At 66.7% G+C, this 22,512-nt stretch carries 16 protein-coding genes, 4 tRNA genes and 1 pseudogene; 4 read left to right on the forward strand and 17 right to left on the reverse strand.

Features of this window, described 5'->3' with window-relative positions; all coding sequences use genetic code 11:
- Positions 1 to 128: 128 nt before the first annotated feature.
- Positions 129 to 3,860 (forward strand): Rne/Rng family ribonuclease, encoded by a 3,732-nt coding sequence (locus tag ABQ039_RS10205; protein ID WP_349777920.1) that lies wholly within the window; start codon positions 129 to 131, stop codon positions 3,858 to 3,860.
- Between the two features lie 587 nt (positions 3,861 to 4,447).
- Here the strand turns inward: ABQ039_RS10205 and ABQ039_RS10210 are convergent.
- From ABQ039_RS10210 to ABQ039_RS10220, 3 genes are all read right to left on the reverse strand, one after another.
- On the reverse strand, positions 4,448 to 5,095 hold the full coding sequence (locus ABQ039_RS10210) for a response regulator (protein ID WP_024938667.1): 648 nt from the start codon (positions 5,093 to 5,095) through the stop codon (positions 4,448 to 4,450).
- Positions 5,096 to 5,304: 209 nt separating this feature from the next.
- The gene (locus ABQ039_RS10215) at positions 5,305 to 6,066 is read right to left on the reverse strand and encodes a sulfurtransferase (RefSeq protein WP_349777783.1); all 762 of its coding nucleotides are present in this window, start codon (positions 6,064 to 6,066) and stop codon (positions 5,305 to 5,307) included.
- Positions 6,067 to 6,101: 35 nt separating this feature from the next.
- Positions 6,102 to 6,467, reverse strand: coding sequence for a DUF6164 family protein (locus ABQ039_RS10220; protein WP_065031449.1), 366 nt, complete (start codon positions 6,465 to 6,467; stop codon positions 6,102 to 6,104).
- Between the two features lie 61 nt (positions 6,468 to 6,528).
- On the opposite strand from ABQ039_RS10220, the gene ABQ039_RS10225 reads away from it, so the two are divergent.
- Both ABQ039_RS10225 and ABQ039_RS10230 read left to right on the forward strand, forming a co-directional pair.
- Complete coding sequence (locus ABQ039_RS10225) at positions 6,529 to 6,960, forward strand: FKBP-type peptidyl-prolyl cis-trans isomerase (RefSeq protein WP_184609480.1); 432 nt, start codon at positions 6,529 to 6,531, stop codon at positions 6,958 to 6,960.
- A gap of 11 nt (positions 6,961 to 6,971) precedes the next feature.
- The gene (locus ABQ039_RS10230; RefSeq protein WP_184609478.1) at positions 6,972 to 8,231 is read left to right on the forward strand and encodes a TIGR03862 family flavoprotein; all 1,260 of its coding nucleotides are present in this window, start codon (positions 6,972 to 6,974) and stop codon (positions 8,229 to 8,231) included.
- Here ABQ039_RS10230 and ABQ039_RS10235 read toward each other — a convergent pair.
- Positions 8,215 to 9,507, reverse strand: a complete 1,293-nt coding sequence (locus tag ABQ039_RS10235) for a nucleotide sugar dehydrogenase (RefSeq protein ID WP_054592961.1) — start codon at positions 9,505 to 9,507, stop codon at positions 8,215 to 8,217. The genes ABQ039_RS10230 and ABQ039_RS10235 overlap by 17 nt on opposite strands.
- Positions 9,508 to 9,649: 142 nt before the next feature.
- On the opposite strand from ABQ039_RS10235, the gene ABQ039_RS10240 reads away from it, so the two are divergent.
- Positions 9,650 to 9,733, forward strand: a tRNA-Leu gene (locus ABQ039_RS10240).
- Between the two features lie 538 nt (positions 9,734 to 10,271).
- Here the strand turns inward: ABQ039_RS10240 and ABQ039_RS10245 are convergent.
- The 13 genes and pseudogenes from ABQ039_RS10245 to ABQ039_RS10305 all read right to left on the reverse strand — a co-directional run.
- Positions 10,272 to 10,347, reverse strand: a tRNA-Gly gene (locus ABQ039_RS10245).
- An 81-nt stretch (positions 10,348 to 10,428) separates the two neighbouring features.
- Positions 10,429 to 10,502: transfer RNA gene (locus ABQ039_RS10250), tRNA-Cys, on the reverse strand.
- Between the two features lie 68 nt (positions 10,503 to 10,570).
- Positions 10,571 to 10,646, reverse strand: a tRNA-Gly gene (locus ABQ039_RS10255).
- A gap of 36 nt (positions 10,647 to 10,682) precedes the next feature.
- Positions 10,683 to 11,315: a CDP-diacylglycerol--glycerol-3-phosphate 3-phosphatidyltransferase gene (pgsA, locus tag ABQ039_RS10260; protein WP_024938673.1), complete on the reverse strand. Its 633-nt coding sequence runs from the start codon at positions 11,313 to 11,315 to the stop codon at positions 10,683 to 10,685.
- Positions 11,315 to 13,171, reverse strand: coding sequence for an excinuclease ABC subunit UvrC (gene uvrC / locus ABQ039_RS10265; protein WP_054592960.1), 1,857 nt, complete (start codon positions 13,169 to 13,171; stop codon positions 11,315 to 11,317). Before uvrC ends, pgsA begins: the two co-directional genes overlap by 1 nt.
- Positions 13,168 to 14,586: a hypothetical protein gene (locus ABQ039_RS10270; protein ID WP_167764190.1), complete on the reverse strand. Its 1,419-nt coding sequence runs from the start codon at positions 14,584 to 14,586 to the stop codon at positions 13,168 to 13,170. The genes uvrC and ABQ039_RS10270 overlap by 4 nt, the downstream gene beginning before the upstream one ends.
- 23 nt (positions 14,587 to 14,609) lie before the next feature.
- A complete protein-coding gene (locus tag ABQ039_RS10275; protein WP_024938676.1) occupies positions 14,610 to 15,074 on the reverse strand; it encodes a low molecular weight protein-tyrosine-phosphatase in 465 nt (154 codons plus the stop codon).
- A complete protein-coding gene (gene kdsB / locus ABQ039_RS10280) occupies positions 15,071 to 15,850 on the reverse strand; it encodes a 3-deoxy-manno-octulosonate cytidylyltransferase (protein WP_184609477.1) in 780 nt (259 codons plus the stop codon). Before kdsB ends, ABQ039_RS10275 begins: the two co-directional genes overlap by 4 nt.
- A gap of 277 nt (positions 15,851 to 16,127) precedes the next feature.
- Entirely contained in the window at positions 16,128 to 17,165 is a 1,038-nt protein-coding gene (lpxK, locus tag ABQ039_RS10285; RefSeq protein WP_184609476.1) for a tetraacyldisaccharide 4'-kinase, read from the reverse strand.
- Positions 17,162 to 18,931: a lipid A export permease/ATP-binding protein MsbA gene (gene msbA, locus ABQ039_RS10290; RefSeq protein WP_349777782.1), complete on the reverse strand. Its 1,770-nt coding sequence runs from the start codon at positions 18,929 to 18,931 to the stop codon at positions 17,162 to 17,164. Before msbA ends, lpxK begins: the two co-directional genes overlap by 4 nt.
- A complete protein-coding gene (locus tag ABQ039_RS10295) occupies positions 18,928 to 19,392 on the reverse strand; it encodes a biopolymer transporter ExbD (RefSeq protein WP_102254224.1) in 465 nt (154 codons plus the stop codon). Before ABQ039_RS10295 ends, msbA begins: the two co-directional genes overlap by 4 nt.
- A gap of 3 nt (positions 19,393 to 19,395) precedes the next feature.
- Complete coding sequence (locus ABQ039_RS10300) at positions 19,396 to 20,058, reverse strand: MotA/TolQ/ExbB proton channel family protein (RefSeq protein ID WP_349777781.1); 663 nt, start codon at positions 20,056 to 20,058, stop codon at positions 19,396 to 19,398.
- Positions 19,952 to 22,498, reverse strand: a pseudogene (locus ABQ039_RS10305) (DNA internalization-related competence protein ComEC/Rec2); the annotation flags it as partial. The pseudogene ABQ039_RS10305 and the gene ABQ039_RS10300, both read right to left, overlap by 107 nt.
- Positions 22,499 to 22,512 lie beyond the last annotated feature (14 nt).

The raw sequence follows: 22,512 nt of genomic DNA on the forward strand, positions 1-22,512 counted from the left end.
GTTGCAGCGCTGGAAACCCTGGTCAGGCCTGTCCGCGCGTTGCGCGAAGGGCCGACAAGCTGTTCCAGAGGCGAAACGTCACGGCGTTCCGCGCGGTAGAGCGCGAGAGGAACGCAACAATGAAGCGAATGCTGATCAACGCAACGCAGGCCGAAGAGCTGCGCGTGGCGATTGTGGACGGCCAGACCCTGTACGACATCGACATCGAACAGCCGTCCAAGGAACAAAAGAAGTCCAACATCTACAAGGGCCGTATCACCCGGCTCGAGCCCTCGCTGGAGGCGGCGTTCGTGGACTATGGCGCCGAGCGCCATGGCTTCCTGCCGCTGAAGGAAATCTCCCGCGACTATTTCCAGGCTGGTGTCGACCACAACAAGTCGACCATCCGCGAGTTGCTGCGCGAGGGCCAGGAGATCGTGGTGCAGGTCGACAAGGAAGAGCGTGGCAACAAGGGCGCCGCCCTGACCACGTTCATCTCGCTGGCCGGCCGCTACATGGTGCTGATGCCCAATTCGCCCAGCGCCGGCGGCGTCTCGCGCCGGATCGAGGGCGAAGACCGTGCCGCGCTGAAGGAAGCGCTGGACAAGCTCGACATCCCCGACGACATGGGCGTGATCATCCGCACCGCCGGTGTCGGCCGTGACGCCGAAGAACTGCAGTGGGATCTGGATTACCTGCTGCAGACCTGGAAGGCGATCGCCGAGGCGGCGCTGAGCAAGCCGGCCGCGTTCCTGATCTACCAGGAATCGCGCCTGATCATCCGCGCCCTGCGCGACTACCTGCGCGCCGACATCGGCGAAATCCTGGTCGACACGCCGGAGCTGTATGCCGACGCCCAGGAGTTCATGCAGCAGGTGATGCCGCAGAGCCTGCGCAAGCTCAAGCACTACACCGACGACATTCCGCTGTTCAACCGCTTCCAGATCGAATCGCAGATCGAAGGTGCCTACGAGCGCAACGTGCGCCTGCCGTCGGGTGGCTCGATCGTGGTCGATCAGACCGAGGCGCTGACCGCCGTCGACGTTAACTCCTCGCGCGCCACCAAGGGCAGCGACATCGAAGAAACCGCCTTCCAGACCAATCTGGAAGCGGCCGAGGAAGTGGCCCGCCAGTTGCGCCTGCGCGACTTGGGCGGCCTGGTGGTGATCGACTTCATCGACATGTCCTCGACCAAGCACCAGCGCGAAGTGGAAAACAAGCTGCAGAACGCGCTCAAGTACGACCGCGCACGCGTGCAGTTGGGCCGCATCTCGCGCTTCGGCCTGATGGAAATGAGCCGCCAGCGCCTGCGCCCGAGCCTGGGCGAATCCAGCCAGATCGTGTGCCCGCGCTGCGACGGCCATGGCCGCATGCGCAGCGTCGAGTCGCTGTCGCTGTCGATCATCCGCGTGGCTGAAGAGCACGCCATGAAGGAAAACACCGGACAGGTGCTGGTCCAGGCCCCGGTGGAGATCGCCAACTACCTGCTCAACGAAAAGCGCAGCGCGCTGCGCGAGATCGAGCAGCGCCACGAGTCGCCAATCATCATCGTTGCCGACGAGCAGCTGCACACCCCGCACTACGAGGTCACGCGGTTGCGTGAGAACGAGCTGGGCGAAGACAGCGGCAAGCCGAGCTACCAGCGCGGCACCCCGCGCAAGCTGCCGGTGCATGCGCTGACCAAGGCACAGTTGAATATCCCGGCTGCGCCGGCAGTGACCTCGATCAAGCCGAGCCAGCCGGCTCCGCTACGTGAAGAGGCCCCTGCCCCGGTTGCCGCTGCACCGGCTCCGGTCGCACCGCTGCCGCTTCCCGCGCCGGTCACCGGTGTGGTCGGCTGGCTGAAGCGCATCTTCGGCGGCGTCGAGCCGGTCGCGCCTGCGCCCGAGTCGACCCAGCGTCCGCGTCAGAACGATGCCGGCCGCAGCAGCCGCAACGAGCGTGGCGATCGTGGCGGCCAGCGTCGCGACGGCCGCGATGCCCGCAACGGTGGCAACGGTGGCAATCAGCACCGCGGCAATGGCGGCAACGGCAATGGCGCCAACAAGGAGCGTCGTGACGAGCGCCGTCAGCCGGCCAATGGCCAGGCTGCGCAAAACGGCGGTCAGGCGCAGCAGGTGCAGGTGCCCAAGCCGCCGCGCAACGAGTCACCGCAACAGCCCAAGCAGCAGGCCCAGCAGCAGAAGCAGAAGCCGCAGAACCAGGCACCGCGCCCGCCGCGTGCAGCTGCGCAGCAGCAGGACGGCGCGCCGTCCGAGCGGCAGCAGCGCCCTGCGCGTCAGGAAGAAGGCACTGCCTCGGCGCAGACGCTGACCTCCACCGCTGCAACCGCAACGACTGCCACCGTGGTCGCGGCAATTGCCGACACCGCAGCACCCACAACGCCGGCAGCGGCAGCTGCGGCCACCCCGGCGCACCCGGTCGAGGTCATCGTGACCGAGTCGCACGCCGATCGCGGTACCGATGCAAATGCGGAGGGTCAGCCGCCGGAGGCAGCAGGCGATGATGCGGCAAATGGCGAGGGCGGCAGCCGTCGTCGTCGCGGTCGTCGCGGTGGCCGTCGTCGTCGTCGTGGCGCTGGCGCAAACGGTGAAGGCGGTACCGGCGTCGATGGTCTGGAGACGGACGATCTGGACGGCGATGCCGAAGGCGATCTCGATGGCGACAACGAGAGCGACGAAGCCGGTGCGCAGGTCCACACCTCGGCTGCCCCGCGCGCCGGTCAACCGGAGTTCGACTTCGACGATGACGCGACCACGCCTGCGGTATCGGTACGCGCCAAGCCGGAATCCAGCGCTCCGGCCGCAGTGAAGCCGCGTCCGGTTCCGAAGGAACGTGCGGAAGCACCGCTGGCGGCTGACACGACGTCGACCACGGCGCCGGTTTCCAATGCCACGCCGTCGTTCGAGCAGCAGGCTGCAACGCCGTCAGTCACCGCAGCCGAGCAGGCAGGTGGCAATGCATCGGCGGCCTCCGCGGCACCGGGTGCAACCGCCTCGGCCAGCAACACGGCGTCGGCTGCATCGGCACCGGCTGCGCAGGCTTCTGCCGTTGCATCGACGACCCCGCAAGCGCCTCAGGCTCCGGTTGTTGCGCAGGAATCAGCGAGCTCGCTGGCTCAGGCGCCGGTTGTCGCTTCGGCTCCGTCCGCTGCCTCGACGCAGGTTGACACCTCGGCTCCGGTCGCGACGCCAGCTGCGGCTCCTGCTGCTCAGCCGGTCGAGCGTGCGGCTCCTTCGGTCGTGCGTTCGCCCGAGCCGGCTGTGCAGTCAACGTCGGTGCCGTCGGCATCGTCGGCATCCGCCGACGCTGCAGCGCCTGCGGTTGCTCGGCAGGAACAGGCAGCACCGGCTGCAACTGCGGCAGCAACGCAAGCGGAGCCGGCGAAAACCGACGCAGCGCCGGCAGCCGTCAGTGTGCCCAAGCCGGTCGCTGCTGCGCCTTCCAGCGCGCAGGCAGACGTCGTGACATCCAGGCCGCCGCATGCCGAGCCGTCAACGGCGGCAAGGCCGGCTGCCGATGTTGCTGCGACGTCCACCGCCACGGTGCCGCAGACCTCGCCGGCTGCCGATGCTGCGCCGGCACGCAAGCCGTACGCTCCGGTGCAGACCACGCTGCTTGACGCATTGGCTCCGGCCGACGCAACAGCAGCAGAGACCGCGACATCGACGCAGGCCGAAACGCCGGTGCCGTACAAGGCGCCTGAGCGGCCTGCAGCGGTCACGCCCGTGCTGTCTGCAGACGCCAACGAGCACACTGCCGGCAAGCCGAAGCCGACGGTCGTCGTGTCCGAGGCAGCAAAGCCGGCAGATGCAGCGCGCAATGGCGATGACGCGCAGGAGCAGCAGGACGACACCAACAAGCCGCGTGGCGATCACTGATCGTTTCCCAGCCGGTTGAACCCGCCTGCATGAATCCAGGCGGGTAGTGTCAGACAAGGCGGCCTTCGGGCCGCTTTGTTTTTGCGTGCGGCAGTGTCATGCCGATGCTAGATGACCAGGCTTTGCAGGGATCGCAACGAAACGGTTGCCGCGCTCGCAGTCGTACTTGTCCCAGGCGCTGTTCCCGCCGCTTCAACGAACGACGGGGCGATTGCCGCCAAAGTCAGGACTCAGGCAGAAGCCAGCCCCATCGTGGCCCTGCGCCGTAACTGCATCCACGCCAGCAGACCGAAATGTCCGCTGCTGCGCATCGGCAACCGCTCGCCATCGGATGCAGCGGCATCCAGACCGATTCGATCGCTCTGCTCCAATGGCGCGGCGCACTGCGCTGTAGCGACACGTCGTCATCGGCAGCCGTCGCAAGCGAAGCGCCTCTCGGGCAGTGAATGCCGAAGAGCGCGCGCGCGTTCGCTTGCACGCCGGAGTGCAGCTCCCGCGCAAAACTAGCGTATGCCTGTTTTCATCGACGCGTTGTGCAGCAGCATCTGACGGCTGTGTCTGCGAGCGCGAAAATCCGAAGGCGCGGTTTACAAGGTCCGCGCCGGATCGGTCAGGCCGTACTGATTGGCCAGACGCGCCAGGGCGATGTTGTCCTGGATGCCGACCTTCTCGAACAGGCGCGCCTTGTGCGTGTTGATGGTCTTGGCGCTGAGGTTCAAGCGCTTGGCGATGTCTTCCTGGCGCAGACCCTGGGTCAGCAACAGGGCGACCTCCAGTTCGCGCGGCGATAGCGCGTCGAAGGGCGAGCCGCCCCCTTCCAGGTTGGACAGGGCCAGATTCTGCGCAATGGTATTGCCGAGATAGCGCCGGCCCAGGGCGACTTCGCGCACCGCACGCAGCAACTCCTGCGCATCGCCGCCCTTGCCGACATACCCCGATGCGCCGGCTTCGAGCAGACGCTTGGGCAGTGGGCCGTCTTCCAGCACCGAGACGATGATGACGCGGGTGCCGTAATCGCCCTTGACGATGCGCTCGGTGATTTCCAGGCCGCTGACACCGGGCAGGTGCAGGTCGCACAGCACGATCTCGGGCTTGAGCTGGCGGATTTGCGGCAAGGCCGCTTCCCCGCTCTCCGCTTCTCCCACCACATCGATGTCCACTTCCTTGGACAGGATCATCTTCATGCCGGTACGCACGAGTGCATGATCGTCGATCAGAAAAACTCTGATGGTCATCCTTGTTGTCCTCGCTGTGCGGCTGGCTGGTGCAGCCTATCTCCGTGAATAATTCAGGGCAAGCTCGATGCAACGTATTACGTTCGAGTCAGAACGCGAAGTACTCTGCCGCCACGCGTCATGGTAGGCATTGCGTGCACTATCGCGGCGTGATCGGATGATGCGAGCGGGCCCAATACGCGAACATCGGGCATTTCACTCGCGCTCGGTCAGATTTTTCCTGCTTCGGTGCTGCGCTCGGCATCCACCAATGGGCGCAATTGCGCATCGAGTGCAACGCGTTCGTCGAACACGAAGCAGCGGCCGTCATAGCCTTCGCCACCGACTTCTTCGAAATAGCCGAGGATGCCGCCTTCGAGCTGCAGCACGTTGTCCATGCCGTCGGCCTGCATCCACAACGCCGCCTTCTCGCAACGAATGCCGCCGGTGCAGAAGCTGACCACGGTGGCGTCGGCCAACGCAGCGCGATGCGCTTCCAGCGCCGCCGGCAGGTCGGTGAACTTGTCGATCGGCAACGTCAACGCGCCCTGGAAGGTGCCGTGCGCCACTTCCTGGGCATTGCGCGTATCCAGCAGCACCAGCGGGCGGCCGCGATCGTCGCGCCCTGCCCGCATCCACTCGCGCAGCGTGGCGGGCGTCACCGCAGGCGCACGGCCCTGCAGCGGCGAGGCATCGTCGCGGCGAAAGCTGATGATCTCCGGCTTGACCTTCACCTTGAGCCGCGCGAACGGCTGCAACGCGCTCAGGCTGTACTTGATGCGCATCTGCGCAAAGCGCGCATCGGCCTGCAGCCACGCATAGAACGTGTCGATCTGCTCGGCTTCGCCGGCCAGAAACAGGTTGATCCCTTCTTCGGCCACCAGCACCGATCCCTTCAAGGCCTGCTGCCCGGCGTGTGCCAGGACGCTGTCGGCGAGCGACTGCGGGTCCTGGATGGTGACGAATTGGTAGGCAGCGGTATTGGTGATCATGCGGCCATTTTAAGCCGATGCGGCCGCAGGTGCGATCAGCCGCGCAACAGCAGGAACGGCAGCAGGACCAGCGAGGCGACAACCAGCATGCCGATCAACGTGGCGATCACGAACAACGGCCGCTTGCGCAGCAGCGCGCCGAAGGTTTCGGCCGTGCCGGCAGCGAGCGCATCCTGGCGCTGCGCACGCGCCACGGCACCGCGTTGGGCCTGATACGCATCCATCAGCGCCTTGGCGCGCGGGTGATCGGCATCGTCGCTGAGCCAGATGCCACCGGCGGAGATGCCCCAATTGCTGGGCCGGGTTTCGTAGATCTGCACCAGATGCTCGCGCATCAGCGCCCGCACCTCGTCGGCTTCGTCATCGGGAACATTGCGCAGATTGAGCAGCAGCTTGGCCATGGGCGCGATGATACCGGGAGCCAGGTGCGATAATGACGCACTCCCTTTGCTGGACCATCCCATGCGCCTTCTGTTGACGCTTTGTGCTGCCCTGCTGCTCGCGGGCTGTGCGCCTGCCCTGCCGCCGTCCGGCGGCACCATCGCCACGTTCGAGCGGATCGACCGCAACGTCGGCACCGGTGCCGAAGCCACACCGGGCGCGCTGGTCACCGTGCACTACACCGGCTGGCTGTACGACGAAAAAGCCGCCGACAAGCATGGCAAGAAGTTCGACAGCTCGCTCGACCGCGCCGAGCCGTTCCAGTTCGTGCTGGGCGGCCATCAGGTGATCCGCGGCTGGGACGAGGGCGTGGCCGGCATGCATGTGGGCGGCAAGCGCAGCTTGATGATTCCGCCCGCGTACGGCTATGGCGACAACGGCGCTGGCGGCGTGATCCCGCCCGGCGCATCGCTGGTGTTCGATGTGGAATTGCTCGGCGTGCAGCCGCGCTGAAGGGCTGAGCAATGACGGATGCGAGCAAGCGGCGGCTGGCCATCATCGGTGGTGGACCGGCCGGCCTGATGGCGGCAGAGGTGGCATGTGCGGCAGGCCTTGCGGTCGACCTGTACGAAGCCAAGGGTTCGGTGGGGCGCAAGTTCCTGATTGCCGGCAAGGGCGGCTTGAACCTCACCCACTCCGATCCGATGCCGTTGTTTGCGCAGCGCTATCGCGAGCGCAGCGAGGCCGTTGCATCGTGGTTGCAGCAGTTCGATGCGGATGCGCTGCGCGCCTGGGCGCGCGACCTGGGCGTGGAGACCTATGTCGGCAGTTCCGGGCGCGTGTTCCCGATGGATCGCAAGGCCGCGCCGCTGCTGCGTGGCTGGGTACGTCGACTCAAGGAACAAGGCGTTGTGTTTCATGTGCAGCACCGTTGGCTTGGCTGGAGCGATGACGGTGGCTTGCGTTTCCACTCGCCCACCGGTGATGTCGAACGCACCGCAGATGCGGTGGTGCTGGCGCTTGGTGGCGGCAGCTGGCCGCAGCTCGGCTCCGATGGTCGCTGGCAAGGCGTGCTGCAGGATCGCGGCATTGCGGTGGCGCCGCTGGTGCCGGCCAACTGCGGCTTCGACATCGCCTGGAGCGCGCACTTTGTGCAGCGGCATGCCGGTGCGCCGCTCAAGCCCGTGGTCGCACACTGGCAGGATCGCAGCGGCACACCGCAGCAACTGCAGGGCGAGTGCGTTGCGACCTCCACCGGCATCGAGGGCAGCCTGATCTATGCGCTGGCTGCGGATCTGCGCGCGCAGATCGATGCCGATGGCGTCGCCGAGCTGGGCCTGGACCTGCTTCCGGGACGCTCGCTGGAACGCATCAGCGCCGAACTGGAAAAACCGCGCAAGGGACGCAGTTTCAGCGAGCATCTGCGCCGGCAGGTCGGCATCGACGGCGTCAAGGCCGCCTTGCTCTACGAACACCTGGGCAAACAGGCGGGCGACGATCTTGCGCTGGTGGCGCATACGCTCAAACGCCTGCCGTTACGCCTGTTGCGACCGCGACCGCTTGCCGAGGCGATCAGCTCGGCCGGTGGCGTGCAGCTGGAGGCGCTGGATGCGCAGCTGATGGCGCGCGCGCAGCCTGGCGTGTTCTGCGCCGGCGAGATGCTCGACTGGGAAGCACCGACCGGCGGCTATCTGCTGACTGCCTGCTTCGCCAGTGGATTACGTGCCGCGCATGGCGCGGTGCAATGGCTGCAGCAGACCGACCGCGCTACAGACGATCGCTGACCGCCTCGCGCGGCCACACTGATTTGACGTCGTAAATCACCGCACCCGGTTTGCCCAGTGCGGCAATACGCTGGGTGTCGTAGTCGCGGTATTGCGCATGCGCGACTGCCAGCACGACGGCGTCGTACGCACCCTCGTCCGCAAGCTCGCACAACTGCACGCCGGCGTGTTGCAGCGCTTCTGCGGGGTCGGCCCACGGGTCGCAGGTGTCGACCTGCACGCCAGCGGCTTGCAGCAGCTGCACCAGCTCCAGCGCGCGGCTGTTGCGCAGGTCCGGGCAGTTCTCCTTGAAGGTGGCGCCCAGCACCAGCACCCTCGCCTGCGCAAGCACCACGCCACGCGTGGCCAGCATGCCGCAGACGCGCTCGGCCACGTGCCGGCCGACGCGGTTGTTGACCTGGCGCGCGGTGTGGATCAGGTCCGGGTGATAGCCCACGCTTTCGGATTTGTGCATCAGGTAATACGGATCCACCCCGATGCAGTGACCACCGACCAGGCCGGGGCGGAACGGCAGGAAATTCCACTTGGTTCCGGCGGCTTCCAGCACGTCCAACGTATCGATGCCCAGCTTGTCGAAGATCAAGGCCAGCTCGTTGACCAGTGCGATATTGACGTCGCGCTGGATGTTTTCCACCACCTTGGCGGCCTCGGCCACGCGCATCGACGGTGCCCGCCAGGTGCCGGCAGTGATGATGCTGGCGTACAGCGCGTCGACCGCATCGGCGGCTTCTGCGGTAGAGCCGGAGGTGATCTTGCGGATATCGCGCAGACGCCGCTGGCGGTCTCCCGGGTTGACGCGCTCGGGGCTGTAGCCACAGAAGAAGTCGTCATTGAAACGCAGCCCCGATGCGGCTTCGAGCAAGGGCACGCAGACTTCTTCGGTAGTGCCCGGGTAGACGGTGGATTCGTAGATCACCAGGTCGCCGGGTTTGAGCGCAGCGGCGATCAAGGTGGTGGCACTGCGCAGCGGTTCCAGGTCGGGCTGCTCGAAGCTGTCGATCGGTGTCGGCACGGTGACGATGAAGATGCTGCACGCAGCCAGGTCCGCAGCATTCGCGGTGTAGCGCAACCGGGTGGCGGCAGCCAGCTCGGTGTCGTCCAGCTCCAGCGTGGCATCGTGGCCGTCGCGCAGCTGCGCGACCCGCTGCGCATCGATGTCGAAGCCCAACGTATCGCGTTGCTCGCCGAACGCGACGGCCAACGGCAGGCCGACATAGCCCAATCCAATCACCGCGATGCGGGCCTGCTGCGGAGCGAGTAGCGTGGTGCTGGACATGCGGTTCCTTCGATCGTGCGCAGCCGGTTGCTGCGCGCCTGCGCGGTGGGAGCATAGCGCAGGCAACCATCGGACCATGAGTGCGGCGAACTGGCGACGCGGCGATTCACAATCGGCGCGCAATCAGGCACGCTATCGCAATGCCCGGGTGGCGAAACTGGTAGACGCAAGGGACTTAAAATCCCTCAGCTGCAAGGCTATGCGGGTTCGATTCCCGCCCCGGGCACGCTCTAGTGGCACTGTAAGTGCGCAACGCCATCGACGCGTCGACAAGCCTTGCCTGCTGCGATGTCGCAGCGCTCTCGCATTGAGCAGTCCAGCCTCTGCGTTGCGCTTGCAAGTGCATGACGCGCCCTCAGCCCGCTCCCCTGTCTCGCACATCACCGCAATCCTCAGCGCCGCGCAGGCTGAGGTGGAACAGCGCGAGCAGATTGGTGATCACGGCTGCGATAGACGTGGACAGCGATGCCAGACGAGATGGAACGGCGCGCCATTGCATAGCATGCAGGCCGCAGTGCCCTTCCGTGCGCCTGGAGAGCACCAACCGCAGCATCCACGCAGTGCCACGCACAACGATGCGATCTTGTTTACGACAGAAGTCCTGGCGCCAGCGGAGCACCAGGCGCAATGCGCATCTGGCATCAAGCACGCCGCGCTACGTCAGCGAGAAGAAGGCCAAGAGTTGCCCTCCTCAAGTGCTAGCCCGACACCAGCATCGACCAATAAAAAACCCCGTATATCGTTCGATATACGGGGTTTGAATTTGGAGCGGGAAACGAGACTCGAACTCGCGACCTCAACCTTGGCAAGGTTGCGCTCTACCAACTGAGCTATTCCCGCGTGGAGCAAAATTGTACAGCTTGTTACTTCGTTGCGCCAGTCCTGTCGTCGTTGCCGACGCATGAAACAACGCATGCAATGTGGAGGCCTGGGCCGGAATTGAACCGGCGTACGCGGATTTGCAGTCCGCTGCATAACCACTCTACCACCAGGCCGAAACATCAAACCCAAGGCATCCTGCCTTGAAACAACGAGACCTCCGGCAAGGGGCCTTGTCTACATCTGGAGCGGGAAACGAGACTCGAACTCGCGACCTCAACCTTGGCAAGGTTGCGCTCTACCAACTGAGCTATTCCCGCTTGGGAGGCGAAATTCTACAGCGAACAGCATCGCTGTCAACTATTGCTTTCGACTTTTTTCGGTTTGCTGGTGATCGCGGCTTTTTCGTCGGCGCGCAGGCTCGGCCAGGCGGCCTGCAGGTACTGGAATCCGGACCACAGCGTCAGCAATGCGGCGATCGCCAGCGTCCAGTATCCGGCGCGGAAAATCAGGTTGCCGAACCAGATTCCGTGCGTGGGCATCTGCCCCGGCGTCACCGAATACAGCAGACACAGCAGCGCGACCATCTGTGCGGTGGTCTTGACCTTGCCGATCACCGCCACCCGTACCTTGGCGCGCTGGCCGATTTCGGCCATCCATTCCCGCAGGGCGGAGACTGCGATTTCACGGCCGACGATGACCGCCGCCCAGAATGCCATCCATGGTGTGGGGTGGCCCTGCACGATCAGGAACAATGCCACTGCGACCATCAACTTGTCGGCCACCGGGTCCAGGAACGCGCCAAAGGCCGAATACTGGTGATAACGTCGCGCGACCCAGCCATCCAGCCAGTCGGTGATGGCGGCCAGCGCGAACACGCCGGCGGAGGCGAAATTGGTCCAGGTGTACGGCAGGTAGAACACCACGACCAGCACCGGGATCATCACGATCCTCAGCAGTGTCAGCCACGTGGGGATGGTCAACTTCATTACGGACTCGACTCGCCTGCCGCATCGGGAAGCGCCAGCCCGTGCAGGTTAGCGTAGATTCGCGCGGCAAGTGCGGCATTGACGCCCTCCACCCGTGCAATCTCGGCTTCGCCGGCGGCCTTGAGCCCGACCAGGCCACCGAAATGCTTGAGCAGGCTCGCGCGTCGGCGCGGACCGATGCCGGGGATATCCTCGAGTTTGCTGGTCATGCGCGCCTTCTGGCGGCGGCCGCGGTGACCGGTGATCGCAAAGCGGTGCGCCTCGTCGCGCACCTGCTGGATGAACTGCAGTGCCGGCGATGCCGCACCCGGCCGCAGTTCGCGGCCGTCGGCCATGATCAGCGCCTCGTGCCCTGCCCTGCGCTCCTCGCCCTTGGCCACGCCGACCAGCAGCACATTCTCGATGCCCAGATCGGCCAGCGCGCCCTTCGCCTGTGCGAGCTGACCGGCGCCACCGTCGATCAGCAGCACATCCGGCAGCACGCCGTTTTCTTCCACCGCGCGTCGAAAACGCCGTTCGATGGCCTGACGCATCGCCGCATAGTCGTCGCCCGGCGTGATTCCGGAAATATTGAAGCGCCGGTATTGGCCGCGCACCGGGCCGCTGGCATCGAACACCACGCACGAGGCCACCGTCGCCTCGCCCATGGTGTGACTGATGTCAAAGCACTCCACCCGCCTGACCTGCTCGGCCAGCCCCAGCATCTCGCGCAATGCCTCGCTGCGCGCATGCTGCGCGCTCTGGCTGGTGAGTTCGGTGACCAGGGTCAGCTGTGCGTTGCGTGTCGCCAGCAGCAGATAGCCGGCACGCTCGCCGCGCACGTTCCACTTCAACGTCACCTTGTATTCGGCGGCGGCGCTGAGTGCGGCCTCGATCAGCTCGGCATCGGGAATTTCTCGATCGAGCAGGATCTCGCGTGGCGGCGAATGTTCGGCGTAGTACTGCGACACGAACGCAGCCAGGATTTCGTCCGCGCTGTCTTCGCCGTTGGTCTTGGGAAAGAACGAGCGCGTGCCCAGGTTGCGGCCGTCGCGAAAACTCAGCAGCAGCACACAAGCTTGGCTGGCTTGCGTGGCGCAGGCCAGCACGTCCAGATCCGCCGCGCGGCCGTCCACGTACTGGCGGTTCTGCATGCTGCGCAGCGAGGAGAGCAGATCGCGCAGGCGTGCGGCGCGCTCGAACTCCAGCGCCTCGCTGGCCTGCTGCATCGACTGCATGATCTCTTCGCCGAGCTGGTCGCTCTTGCCTTCCAGAAACATGGTGGCGCGGCGTACCGATTCGGCGTAATCGGGCGCGGCGACCAGCTCCACGCAGGGCGCGCTGCAGCGACCGATCTGGTATTGCAGGCACGGCCGCGAGCGGTTGCGGAACACGCTGTCTTCGCAACTGCGCAGCTTGAACAGCTTGTGCATCAGGCTCAGCGTTTCGCGCACGCCGGTAACGCCGGTGTACGGGCCGAAGTAGCGCCCCTGCACGGCACGCGGGCCACGATGCAGGGCGATGCGCGGCCACTGCTCGCGGGTCAGCAGCACGTAGGGATAACTCTTGTCGTCGCGCAGCGACACGTTGTAGCGCGGCGACAGCGACTTGATCAGCTGGTTTTCCAGCAGCAGCGCTTCGGCTTCGCTGCGGGTCACGGTGACGTCCATCCGCGCGACCTGCGACAGCATCGAGGTCAGCCGCGCATTCTTCGGCGTGCCGTTGAAATAGCTGCCCACGCGCTTGCGCAATGCACCGGCCTTGCCGACATACAGCAAGGTGTCGTCGCCCGCGTACATGCGGTAGACGCCGGGCGCGGTGCTCAATTGCGCTGCAAACGCCTTTCCATCGAAATCGGATTGGGGCCTTGCGTTCATTCTTCTATCGAAACATCGCGCAGTTCGCCGCTCGCCAGGTCGTAGCGCAACACGGCATGGGCATCGGTCTCGGCAATCCACACCGCGCCGGCGGCGGCCGCCAGCCCGGCCGGGCCATGCAGGCGGCGTGGCAGCGCGACCGTGGTCAGTTCGCCGCCACCCAGACGCAGGCAGCGCAGACGGCCGTTGCCGGTGTCGGCGATCCACAGCATCGGCGAATCGGCCGCCAGCGCGATGGCTTGCGGAAACTGCAGCCGCGCAGTGCCGCGCGGGCCGTCCTCGTCGCCGAACTGCCAGGTGCCCTGCCCGCCGACCAGGGTCTGCACCAGATCGCCGCGCAATTGCATGGTGCGGATCGACGAGCCCAGCCCATCGCAGATGTAGGCCACCTGCTGCACCGCGGCCAGGCCGGCCGGCTGTGCGAATGCGGCCAGGTGCCCGCTGCCATCGCGAATCTCGAGCGCACCGGTACCGGCGCGTGCGCTCAATGCGGCGCGGCCCAGGTCATAGCTCCAGATGCGGTTGTCGCCCGCCATGGCGATCAACACCTGATTGTCGGCAACGGCCAGGCCTTGCGGGTAGTTCAGCGCCGAGGCACCGGCGAACGCCAGCGGCCCCTCGACCGGCTCGCCGGAGCGCCCGGTGCCGCACAAGGTGTCGACCTGCCCACTGCGCAGGTTGATGCGACGCAGGGCGTGATTGCCGGTGTCGGCGACATACAGCTGGTCGCGCTCCAGCGCCAGGCCTTGCGGACGCCGGAACGCCGCTTCACCGACGCCACCATCGATGAAGTCCGCGTTGCCGTGGCCGAACTGGCGCAGCACGCGGCCGCCATGCGTGCATTCGAGCACGCGGTGATGGCCGGTGTCGGCGATGTACAGGCGGTCCTCGGTGGCGGCCAGGCCGGTTGGAAACCGCAGCTCCAGGCGCGGCTCGGGATCGCGCTCGGCCACCCCATGCAGGTCGGCGTCCGATGGCGGCTGCTGGCCTTCGCACAGGGCGACCAGCGCCTTGTCGAGATCGCCGGTCACGCCGACCAGGCGCTGACGCTCGCGGCCGTAGGCATCGAGCAGCACCAGCGTCGGCCAGGAGTCGATGCCGAAACGGCGCCAGGTCTCCCAGTCCCTGTCGAGCAAAATGGGCGCACTGACACCATGGCCGCGCAGCTGCTTGAGCGCGCGTTGCGGCTCGCGTTCGCTGTCGAAGCGCGGCACCTGCACCACGATCACCTGCAGCCGGCCGGGGCTGCGCGCCTGGAACTGCGCCAGCTCGGCCAGGCGCTCGGCGCACCACACCGAGCTGGCATTGACGAATGCCAGCACCAGCGCCCGCCCGCGATGCTCCTGCAGGGTGGATGGCCTGGCATTGAGCCAGGTAGGAAATTCCGGCAATTCCTGGGTAAGCTGGGCAGTCATACCGTAATTATGCCCAAGCCCGATTAGCTGCGGGTGAGTCTGGCCACGGTCTGGCGCGCAGCGGTATCGACCAGTTGCCAGGCACGCTCGAAATCGTCCATGTCACCGGTGTAGGGGTCGGGGATATCGTCACGCTCTTCCACACCGGCCCAGGGCAGCCAGAGCGCGACCTTGTCGCGCAGCGGCGCCGGGGCGAGGCGTTGCAGATCGCGCAGATTGCTGCCATCGGCGCACAGCAACCAGTCGAAGTGTTCGAAGTCGGCGCCGCGCACCTGGCGCGCGCGCAACCCGGAGATGTCCACGCCATGGCCGCGTGCGCAGCGAATCGCGCGTGGGTCCGGCGGATCGCCGGCATGCCAGTCGCCGGTGCCGGCCGAATCGACCTCGATCCGCCGCGACAACCGCGCCTCGTCCAGCCGCGCACGCAGGGCGCCCTCGCCCATTGGCGAGCGGCAGATATTGCCCAGACACACGATCAGCACCCTCATGCCGCTGCCACGCGGGTTTGCGCGCGCGCCAGATCGTCCGGGGTATCGATGCCGGGCGGAAACTGCTCCGGCGTCAACGCCACCGCGATACGGTAGCCGGCCTCCATCACGCGCAATTGTTCCAGCGACTCGATGCGCTCCAGCATGCCGGGCGGCATTGCCGCGAAGCGCTGCAGAAATCCTGCGCGGTAGGCGTAGATCCCGATATGGCGCAGCCATTGCCCGTCACCGGGCAAGCTGTCGCGCTGACTGGCGAAGCTGTCGCGATGCCAGGGAATCGGCGCGCGACTGAAGTACAAGGCGTCGCCACCTGCGTTACGCACCAGCTTGACCACGTTCGGATCGAACAGTTCGTGCGCGCCGTCGACCTGCGCGGCCAGCGTGGCCATTTCGGCGCCGGAGTGCAGCAGCAGCTCGGCCACCGCACGGATGCCGGCGGCCGGCGCGAACGGCTCGTCGCCCTGCAGGTTCACCACGCAGGTATCGGCTTCCCATCCGGCGATCCGCGCGCATTCGGCAAGCCGGTCGGTACCCGATGCGTGCGCGTCGCCGGTCATCGCCACATGCACGCCGGACAGGCCTTCGACCACCTCGGCAATGCGTGCATCGTCGGTGGCCACCCAGACCTCGCGCGCGCCGGCCAGCAGCGCCCGCTCGGCCACATGCTGGATCATCGGGTGATCGCCGATCAACTGCAGCGGCTTGCCCGGCAAGCGCGTGGAAGCGTAGCGCGCGGGAATGGCGACGACGAAATCTGCAGGCGTTGAGTTAGTCATGCGTGCGCGCTCTGGAAAACAGGAAGAGTGGAAGAAACGAGATAACCGAATCGCATGATGTCGTGGTGTGAGCGAAGTCACGGTGGTCAATTGGGCGGCGATGCCCGACATCAGCACTACGCGCCGCTGCCCGTACTGCCCGCACAGGCACACCGACCATCTTGATTGGCCCTTGCCCACCCACCGTCGCGGGACCTTGATGTTCTTGCGGCGTGTCCCGCGACAGTGAGTCGAAGGACCCTGCAACCAAGCCGCAGATCGCCCACCGGCGCAGCGTTCACACGCCCTGCCGGCTGGCCAACTTGTCCAGGCGATCCAGCAGGCTCACCCAGAACGCCGCCGGCAGCTCCGCCTTGAGCGGCACGCTGTACAGCCATTCGTCGGCAAATGGCCTGCATTTCACCGCATCCTTTTCGGTCATCAGCACTGGCAAACGGCTGCCGAAACTGAAATCCGCCGCGCGATACACGTGATGATCAGGGAAGGCATGCGGCACCACGCCGATGCCGCGCGCGCGCAGCATCGCGAAGAAGCGTTCCGGGTGCGCGATCCCGGCCACCGCATGCACGCGCTGGCCGGCCAGCCGGCTCAATGGCTGAGCGCGCTTGCCATCCATCGGCTGCACGCTGTCGATGCTCAGGCGCATCTGCCATTCGCCGAATCCGGCGTCATCGGGCGCGGGTGTGGTCGCTGGTGCGCTGGCCTGGCCCAGATTGACCACGCGGAAATCGCAGTCGCGTGCACGTGCAGCCGGCTCGCGCAGCGGCCCGGCCGGCAACAGGCGCCCGTTGCCGTAGCGGCGCTGGCCATCGACCACTTCGATCTCGACATCGCGGGCCAGCCGGTAGTGCTGCAGCCCGTCGTCGCAGACGACGATGTCGCAGCCCGCTTCGACCAGGGCGCGCGCCGCAGCCAGGCGATCGCTGTCCACGCGTACGCGGGCACCGGTCTTCCAGGCGATCAGGACCGGCTCGTCGCCGCCGAGCGCGACCGGCGTGTCCGCCTCGACCCAGCGCGCCGTGCCCGATTCGTCACGGCCATACCCGCGGCTGGCCACGCCGGGCGTCCAGCCGGCCTCCTGCAACTTGGCGACCAGGGCAATCGTCAACGGCGTCTTGCCGGTGCCGCCGGCAGTGACGTTGCCCACCACGATCACCGGCACCGGCACGCCGTGGCGCTTGCGCCAGCCGCGGCGATACAGGGCGCGTCGCAGCGCGATGGCAGCGCCGTAGACCGGCGCCAGCAGGCGCGCCGACAGCGGGATCGGCGCATTGTCGTACCAGTAACCCGGCGTGCGGGTGCCGCGCTTGCTCATGCCTGACGTTCGCGGAACTGCATGCCGTGCAGGTGCGAGTACAAGCCGCCCTGCTCCAGCAATTGGTGATGGGTGCCGCGCTCGACGATACGGCCCTGGTCCATCACCAGCACCTGGTCGGCATGCTCGATGGTGGACAGGCGGTGCGCGATCACCAGCGTGGTGCGGTCCGGCATCAGCTTGTGCAAGGCGTCCTGCACCAGGCGTTCGGATTCGTTGTCCAGCGCCGCGGTGGCTTCGTCCAGAATCAGGATCGGCGCGTCCTTGAGCATCGCGCGCGCGATCGCCAGACGCTGGCGCTGGCCGCCGGACAGGCGCCCGCCCTTGGTGCCCACATGCGACTGCAGGCCTTCGGGCAATTGCGCGACGAACTCCATCGCGTTGGCGCCCAGGATGGCGCGTTCCAGCTGGCCGGCATCGGCACTGCGCATTTCGCCATAGGCGACGTTGTCGGCGATGCTGCCGTCGAACAGCATCACCTGCTGGCCAACCAGCGCGATCTGCCGCCGCAGATCGGCCAACGCGTACGCCTGCACCGGGTGCCCGTCGAGCAGGATCTGCCCGGACTCTGCTTCGTAGAAGCGCGGGATCAACTTGATCAGGCTGGACTTGCCGCTGCCGGAACGCCCGACGATCGCCGTCACCGTGCCCGGTTGCGCCACGAAACTGACCTCGGCCAGGGCCGGGTTCACCTGGTCCGGATAGCGTGCAGTGACATTGCGGAATTCGATCAGGCCCTTGGCGCGCGTCAGCGGCACCGCGCCCTGGTCCGGCTCGTCGGGACTGTCGAGCACCGAGAACAGGCGCTCGGCCGAGGCCAGGCCACGCTGCACCATGTTCTGCACATTGGTGAGCTGCTTGAGGCCCGGGATGATCGTCAGCATCGAGGTCATCAGCACCACGAAGTCGCCGGCGGTCAGCCGCCCGGCCAGTGCCTGGGCACCGGCCACGAACAACAGCGCCGACAGGCCGATCGCACCGATCATCTGCACCGTGGCGGTGGAAATGCCACGCGTGGATTCGACCTTCATCGCCAGACGCAGATTGCGGTCGGCCAGCGCGCCATAGCGCTCCATTTCGGTCTGCTGGGCACCGTAGATCTTGACCTCCTGATGGCTGGACAAGGTTTGGTCGGCGGCCTGCAACAGATGCGCGCCGCTTTCCTGGATGCTGTGGCTGATGCGCCGATAGCGCCGCGCCACCTTGTCCATCACCCAGGCCAGCACCGGTGCCAGCACCAGGATGGTCAGCGTGACCTGCCAGCTATGCCACAGCATCAACGCCAATGCGCCGATCACCTGCAGCGACTGCTGGATCATCACCTTGACCGCATCCACCGCCGCCTGCGCCACCTGGTCCGAGTCCGAGCCCAGGCGGATCAGCATCGACGGCACCGGTTCGGAATCGAAGCGCGATCCCGGCAGGCGCAGATATTTGGACATCACCTTGACGCGCAGGTCGCGCGCGATGCTGCGTGCGGATTTGCCCATCGCCATATCGGTGATGTAGCCGGCGACGCCGCGCACCACGAACAACAGGATGATCTGCACCGGCAGCCAGCGACTGACTTCGGCATTCTTGTAGATGAAGGTCTCGTCGGTGATCGGCTTCATCAACGCCAGGAAGCCGGTCGTGCCGGCCGCTTCGATCAGCGCGGCAATCAGCGCGGCGACCAGCAACAGGCGATACGGCTTGGCGAAGGCCAGCAGGCGACGGTACGTGCGCCAGGACGAAACTGGCGCCGGGCGGTCGTTGGAGGTGGTCACTGGCGGGTTCCGTTAGTGCGGGTCTGGCCGGTCGTGGATGTCGCCCCGGCTTGAGGCGCTGTGGCGATCGCGATGCGGCGGAAGCCGAGTTGCCCCAACGCATCCTGCGCTGTCACCACCGCTTGATACGGCGTGCGTGCATCGGCGCGCAGCAACACCGTCTGCTCGCGGTCGTCGCCGGCGAGCTGGGCGATGGTCTGCTTGAGCGAGTCCACGTCCGAGCGCAGCACTTCCTGATCGTTGATGAAATAACGCCCATCGGCATTGACCAGCACGCTCAGCGAACGTGGCGGTGTGCTGCTGTGCTGGTCGCTGGCGGTCGGCAGCTGCAATTGCAGCGTGGAGCGTGCGTCGAAGGTCGTGGTCACCACGAAAAAGATGATGAGGACAAGGATGACGTCAATCAATGGCACCAGATCGATATGCGGCTCGTCCTGGCTTCGGTCACTGCCGATGCGCATCCGTCAGCCCTTTGCCATGACGGGTTTGCCACCTGCCACGACCGGCGCCGCGGCGGCTGGCACCACGCGGCCGTCCATCGTGTCCAGCAACAAGGTGGCTTCCTGCTCCATCTCGATGATGTAACCGGCGATGCGGCCCTTGAAGAAGCGATGCGCCATCAATGCCGGTACCGCGATGATCATGCCGGTGGCCGTGCACACCAGCGCCTTGCCGATGCCGCCGGCCAGCTGGTTCACATCGCCCACGCCGTGATCGAGGATGCCCAGGAACATCTGGATCATGCCCACCACCGTGCCCAGCAGTCCCAGCAGCGGCCCGGCCGAAGCGATCGTGCCCAAGGCATTCAGATAGCGCTCCATGCGGTGCACCACATGCCGGCCGGTGTCCTCGATACGCTCGCGAATCAATTCACGCGGACGACCGCGCACATCCAGCGCTGCGGCCAGCAAAGCGCCCAGCGGCGAATTGCGCCGCAGCGACTCGATGTGGCTGGGATCCAGTTTTCCGCGCGCGGCCCAGTTGCGGACCTCCTCGCCCAGACCTGGCGGGGTCACCTCGTTGCGGCGCAGGCTCCACAGACGCTCCAGCACGATCGCCAGCGCGATCACGCCCAGCAACAGCAACGGCACCATCGGCCAACCGCCTGCCTTGACCAGCTCCAACACGATTCGATTCCTCCGGCAACGCGGCCGCCTATTCGCTGGTCGATAGGATAGCAGCCGACCGCCGCCGTTCCGCAGCATCCCAGAGCCGTGGCTGCCAGCGCCGGCGCTCGCGTACCTGCAGGCCCTCCGCGCCCAGCCAGACCCGGATTGCCCCGGCCCGGGCCGTGTCGAGCAACTCGGCGCCACTGCCCTGCCAGCGCTGCATCACCTCGGCACGCGGGTGACCGAAGCGATTGCCGTACCCGGAGGACACCAGCGCCAGCCGCGCGCCGGTGGCGGCGATGAAATCGGCATGCGAGCCGTCGGCGCTGCCGTGGTGCGGGACCACCACCACATCGGCACGTAACTCCGCGGCATGTTCACGCAGCAGGCGGCGCTCGACGAGCTCGCCGATATCGCCCGGCAACAAGGCGCTTCCATACCGTGTTTCGATGCGCAGCACGCAACTGGACTGATTGCGCAGATACGGGAAGCCGGCGCTGGGGTGCAGGAAGCCAAAGCGCACCCCATCCCATGCCCATTGCTGGCCGGCACGGCAGCGGGTGCTGACGTCCAGTGGCGCCTGTGGCGGTGCCGCCGTCATCGCAACGGGCAATCCCGCACGCACCGCTGCATAGCCGCCGGCATGGTCGGCGTCGGCATGGCTGAGCACGATGGCATCCAGGCGACGCACCCCGAGCGCGCGCAAGGCCGGCAGCGCCACCCGCTCGCCGGCATCGAAGCCATCGCGCACCGCCGGGCCGGTGTCGAACAGCAACGCATGCCGCTGCGTGCGTACCAAGACTGCCAGCCCCTGCCCCACGTCCAGCACCTGCACGTCGGCCTCGCCGGCCGCGGGCAGCTCGCGGTCCGGCCACAGCAGCGGCAACCACAACAGCAGCGCCATGGATTTGCCGGGCGTGCCGCGCGGCAGCAGCAACCAGAACGCGCCGAGCAAGGCCGCGACCAACGCGAGCGCATCGGACTCGGGCACCCACCACAACGCCACCGAGGTCTGCCCAAGCCAGACCAGGCCCGGCCAGGTCAGCTCGAAGCACCAGCCAGCCAATCGCCATGCCCACACGCCCGCTCCCGGCAGCACTGCTTCCAGCCCGGTGCCCAGCAAGGCGAGCGGCACCACCACAAAAGTCCACCAGGGAATGGCGACCAGATTGGCCAATGGCCCCACCAACGACGCCTGGCCGAACAGGCTGACGGTCAACGGCAGAAGGCCGACAGTGGCGACGGTCTGGGCGGACAGGAAGCCGCGCACGACCGCGCGATTGTCCGCTGGCAGGCACCACACCAGCCAGGCCACCCCGGCAAAGCTGAGCCAGAAGCCCGCCACCAGCACGCTCAGCGGGTCCCCCAGCAGTACTGCCAACAAGGCCAGCGCGAGGATCTGCACGGTGCTGGCACGCCGCCGCAGCACCCGCGCCAACGCGACCACGGCAATCATCAGCACGGTGCGCACCGTGGGCAGCGCCAGGCCCGCCAGCACTGCATACCCTGCGGCACCGAGCAAGGCGGCGACCGCCGCCGCATGGCTACGCGGAATCCGCGTTCCAAGCACCGGCCAGGCTCGCCAGAGTCCGGCGACCAGCACGGCGACGAATGCAGCCACCAGCCCCACATGGAATCCCGAGATCGCAATCAGATGGCTGAGCCCGGTCGCACGCAGCGTGGCCCAGGCTGCGTCGTCCAGCCCGCGTATGTCGCCCAGGGCGAGCGCGCGCAGGTAAGGCGCCGATGATCCGGGCACGCGGTCGGCAATGCGCTGCGACATCGCTTCGCGCCAGGCATCCACACCGCGCGGTGCAGCGGTCTGCCGCGCCGCAGCCGGCACCCGCACATAGCCGCTGGCGGCAATGCGCTGCGCCAGTGCCTGCCGCTCGGCATCGAAGCCACCGGGGTTGCGCAAGCCGCGTGGCGCACGCAGCTTGAGCCGCAGCTGCCAGGCGGCGCCCGCGCGCAGCGCGGCACGCGGCCCCATGCGCTCGGCACCGAAGTCGTCATACCAGGCCAGCTGCAGCAGCTTGCCGCGCAGTGCGGCAGGCTGTGCGGGATCGTCATCCACACGCAGCTGGAAGCGCGTGCGTCGTGGCTCGGCGACCGGCAGTTCGACAATCTGCCCGCGCACCGTCGGTTCCCGCGCTTCATCCTGCGGGCGCAGTTGTGCCTGCAGGACGCCGGCGCCCTGCCAGCCCATCAGGCCGAAACCGAACACCACGCTGGCCAGTGCCCACACCAACACGATCCACCGCGGAAGCAGCCATGTGCCGAGGCCGATACCCAGCACCGCTGCAGCAAGGCATGCCGCATAGGCCGCACGCGACTGCAGCGCAGGCGACCACGCGCACACCACGATGCCCAGCAACAAGGCCGCTGCCACGGTCATCGTCGATACCCGCCGCGGTGTAGGCGGTGCCTGTGCTGACGCATCCATGCTGTCGGTCGCCATCCCGGCCGTGGTCC

It is taken from the genome of Xanthomonas sp. WHRI 6108 (assembly GCF_040202385.2).
Classification (GTDB): domain Bacteria; phylum Pseudomonadota; class Gammaproteobacteria; order Xanthomonadales; family Xanthomonadaceae; genus Xanthomonas; species Xanthomonas arboricola.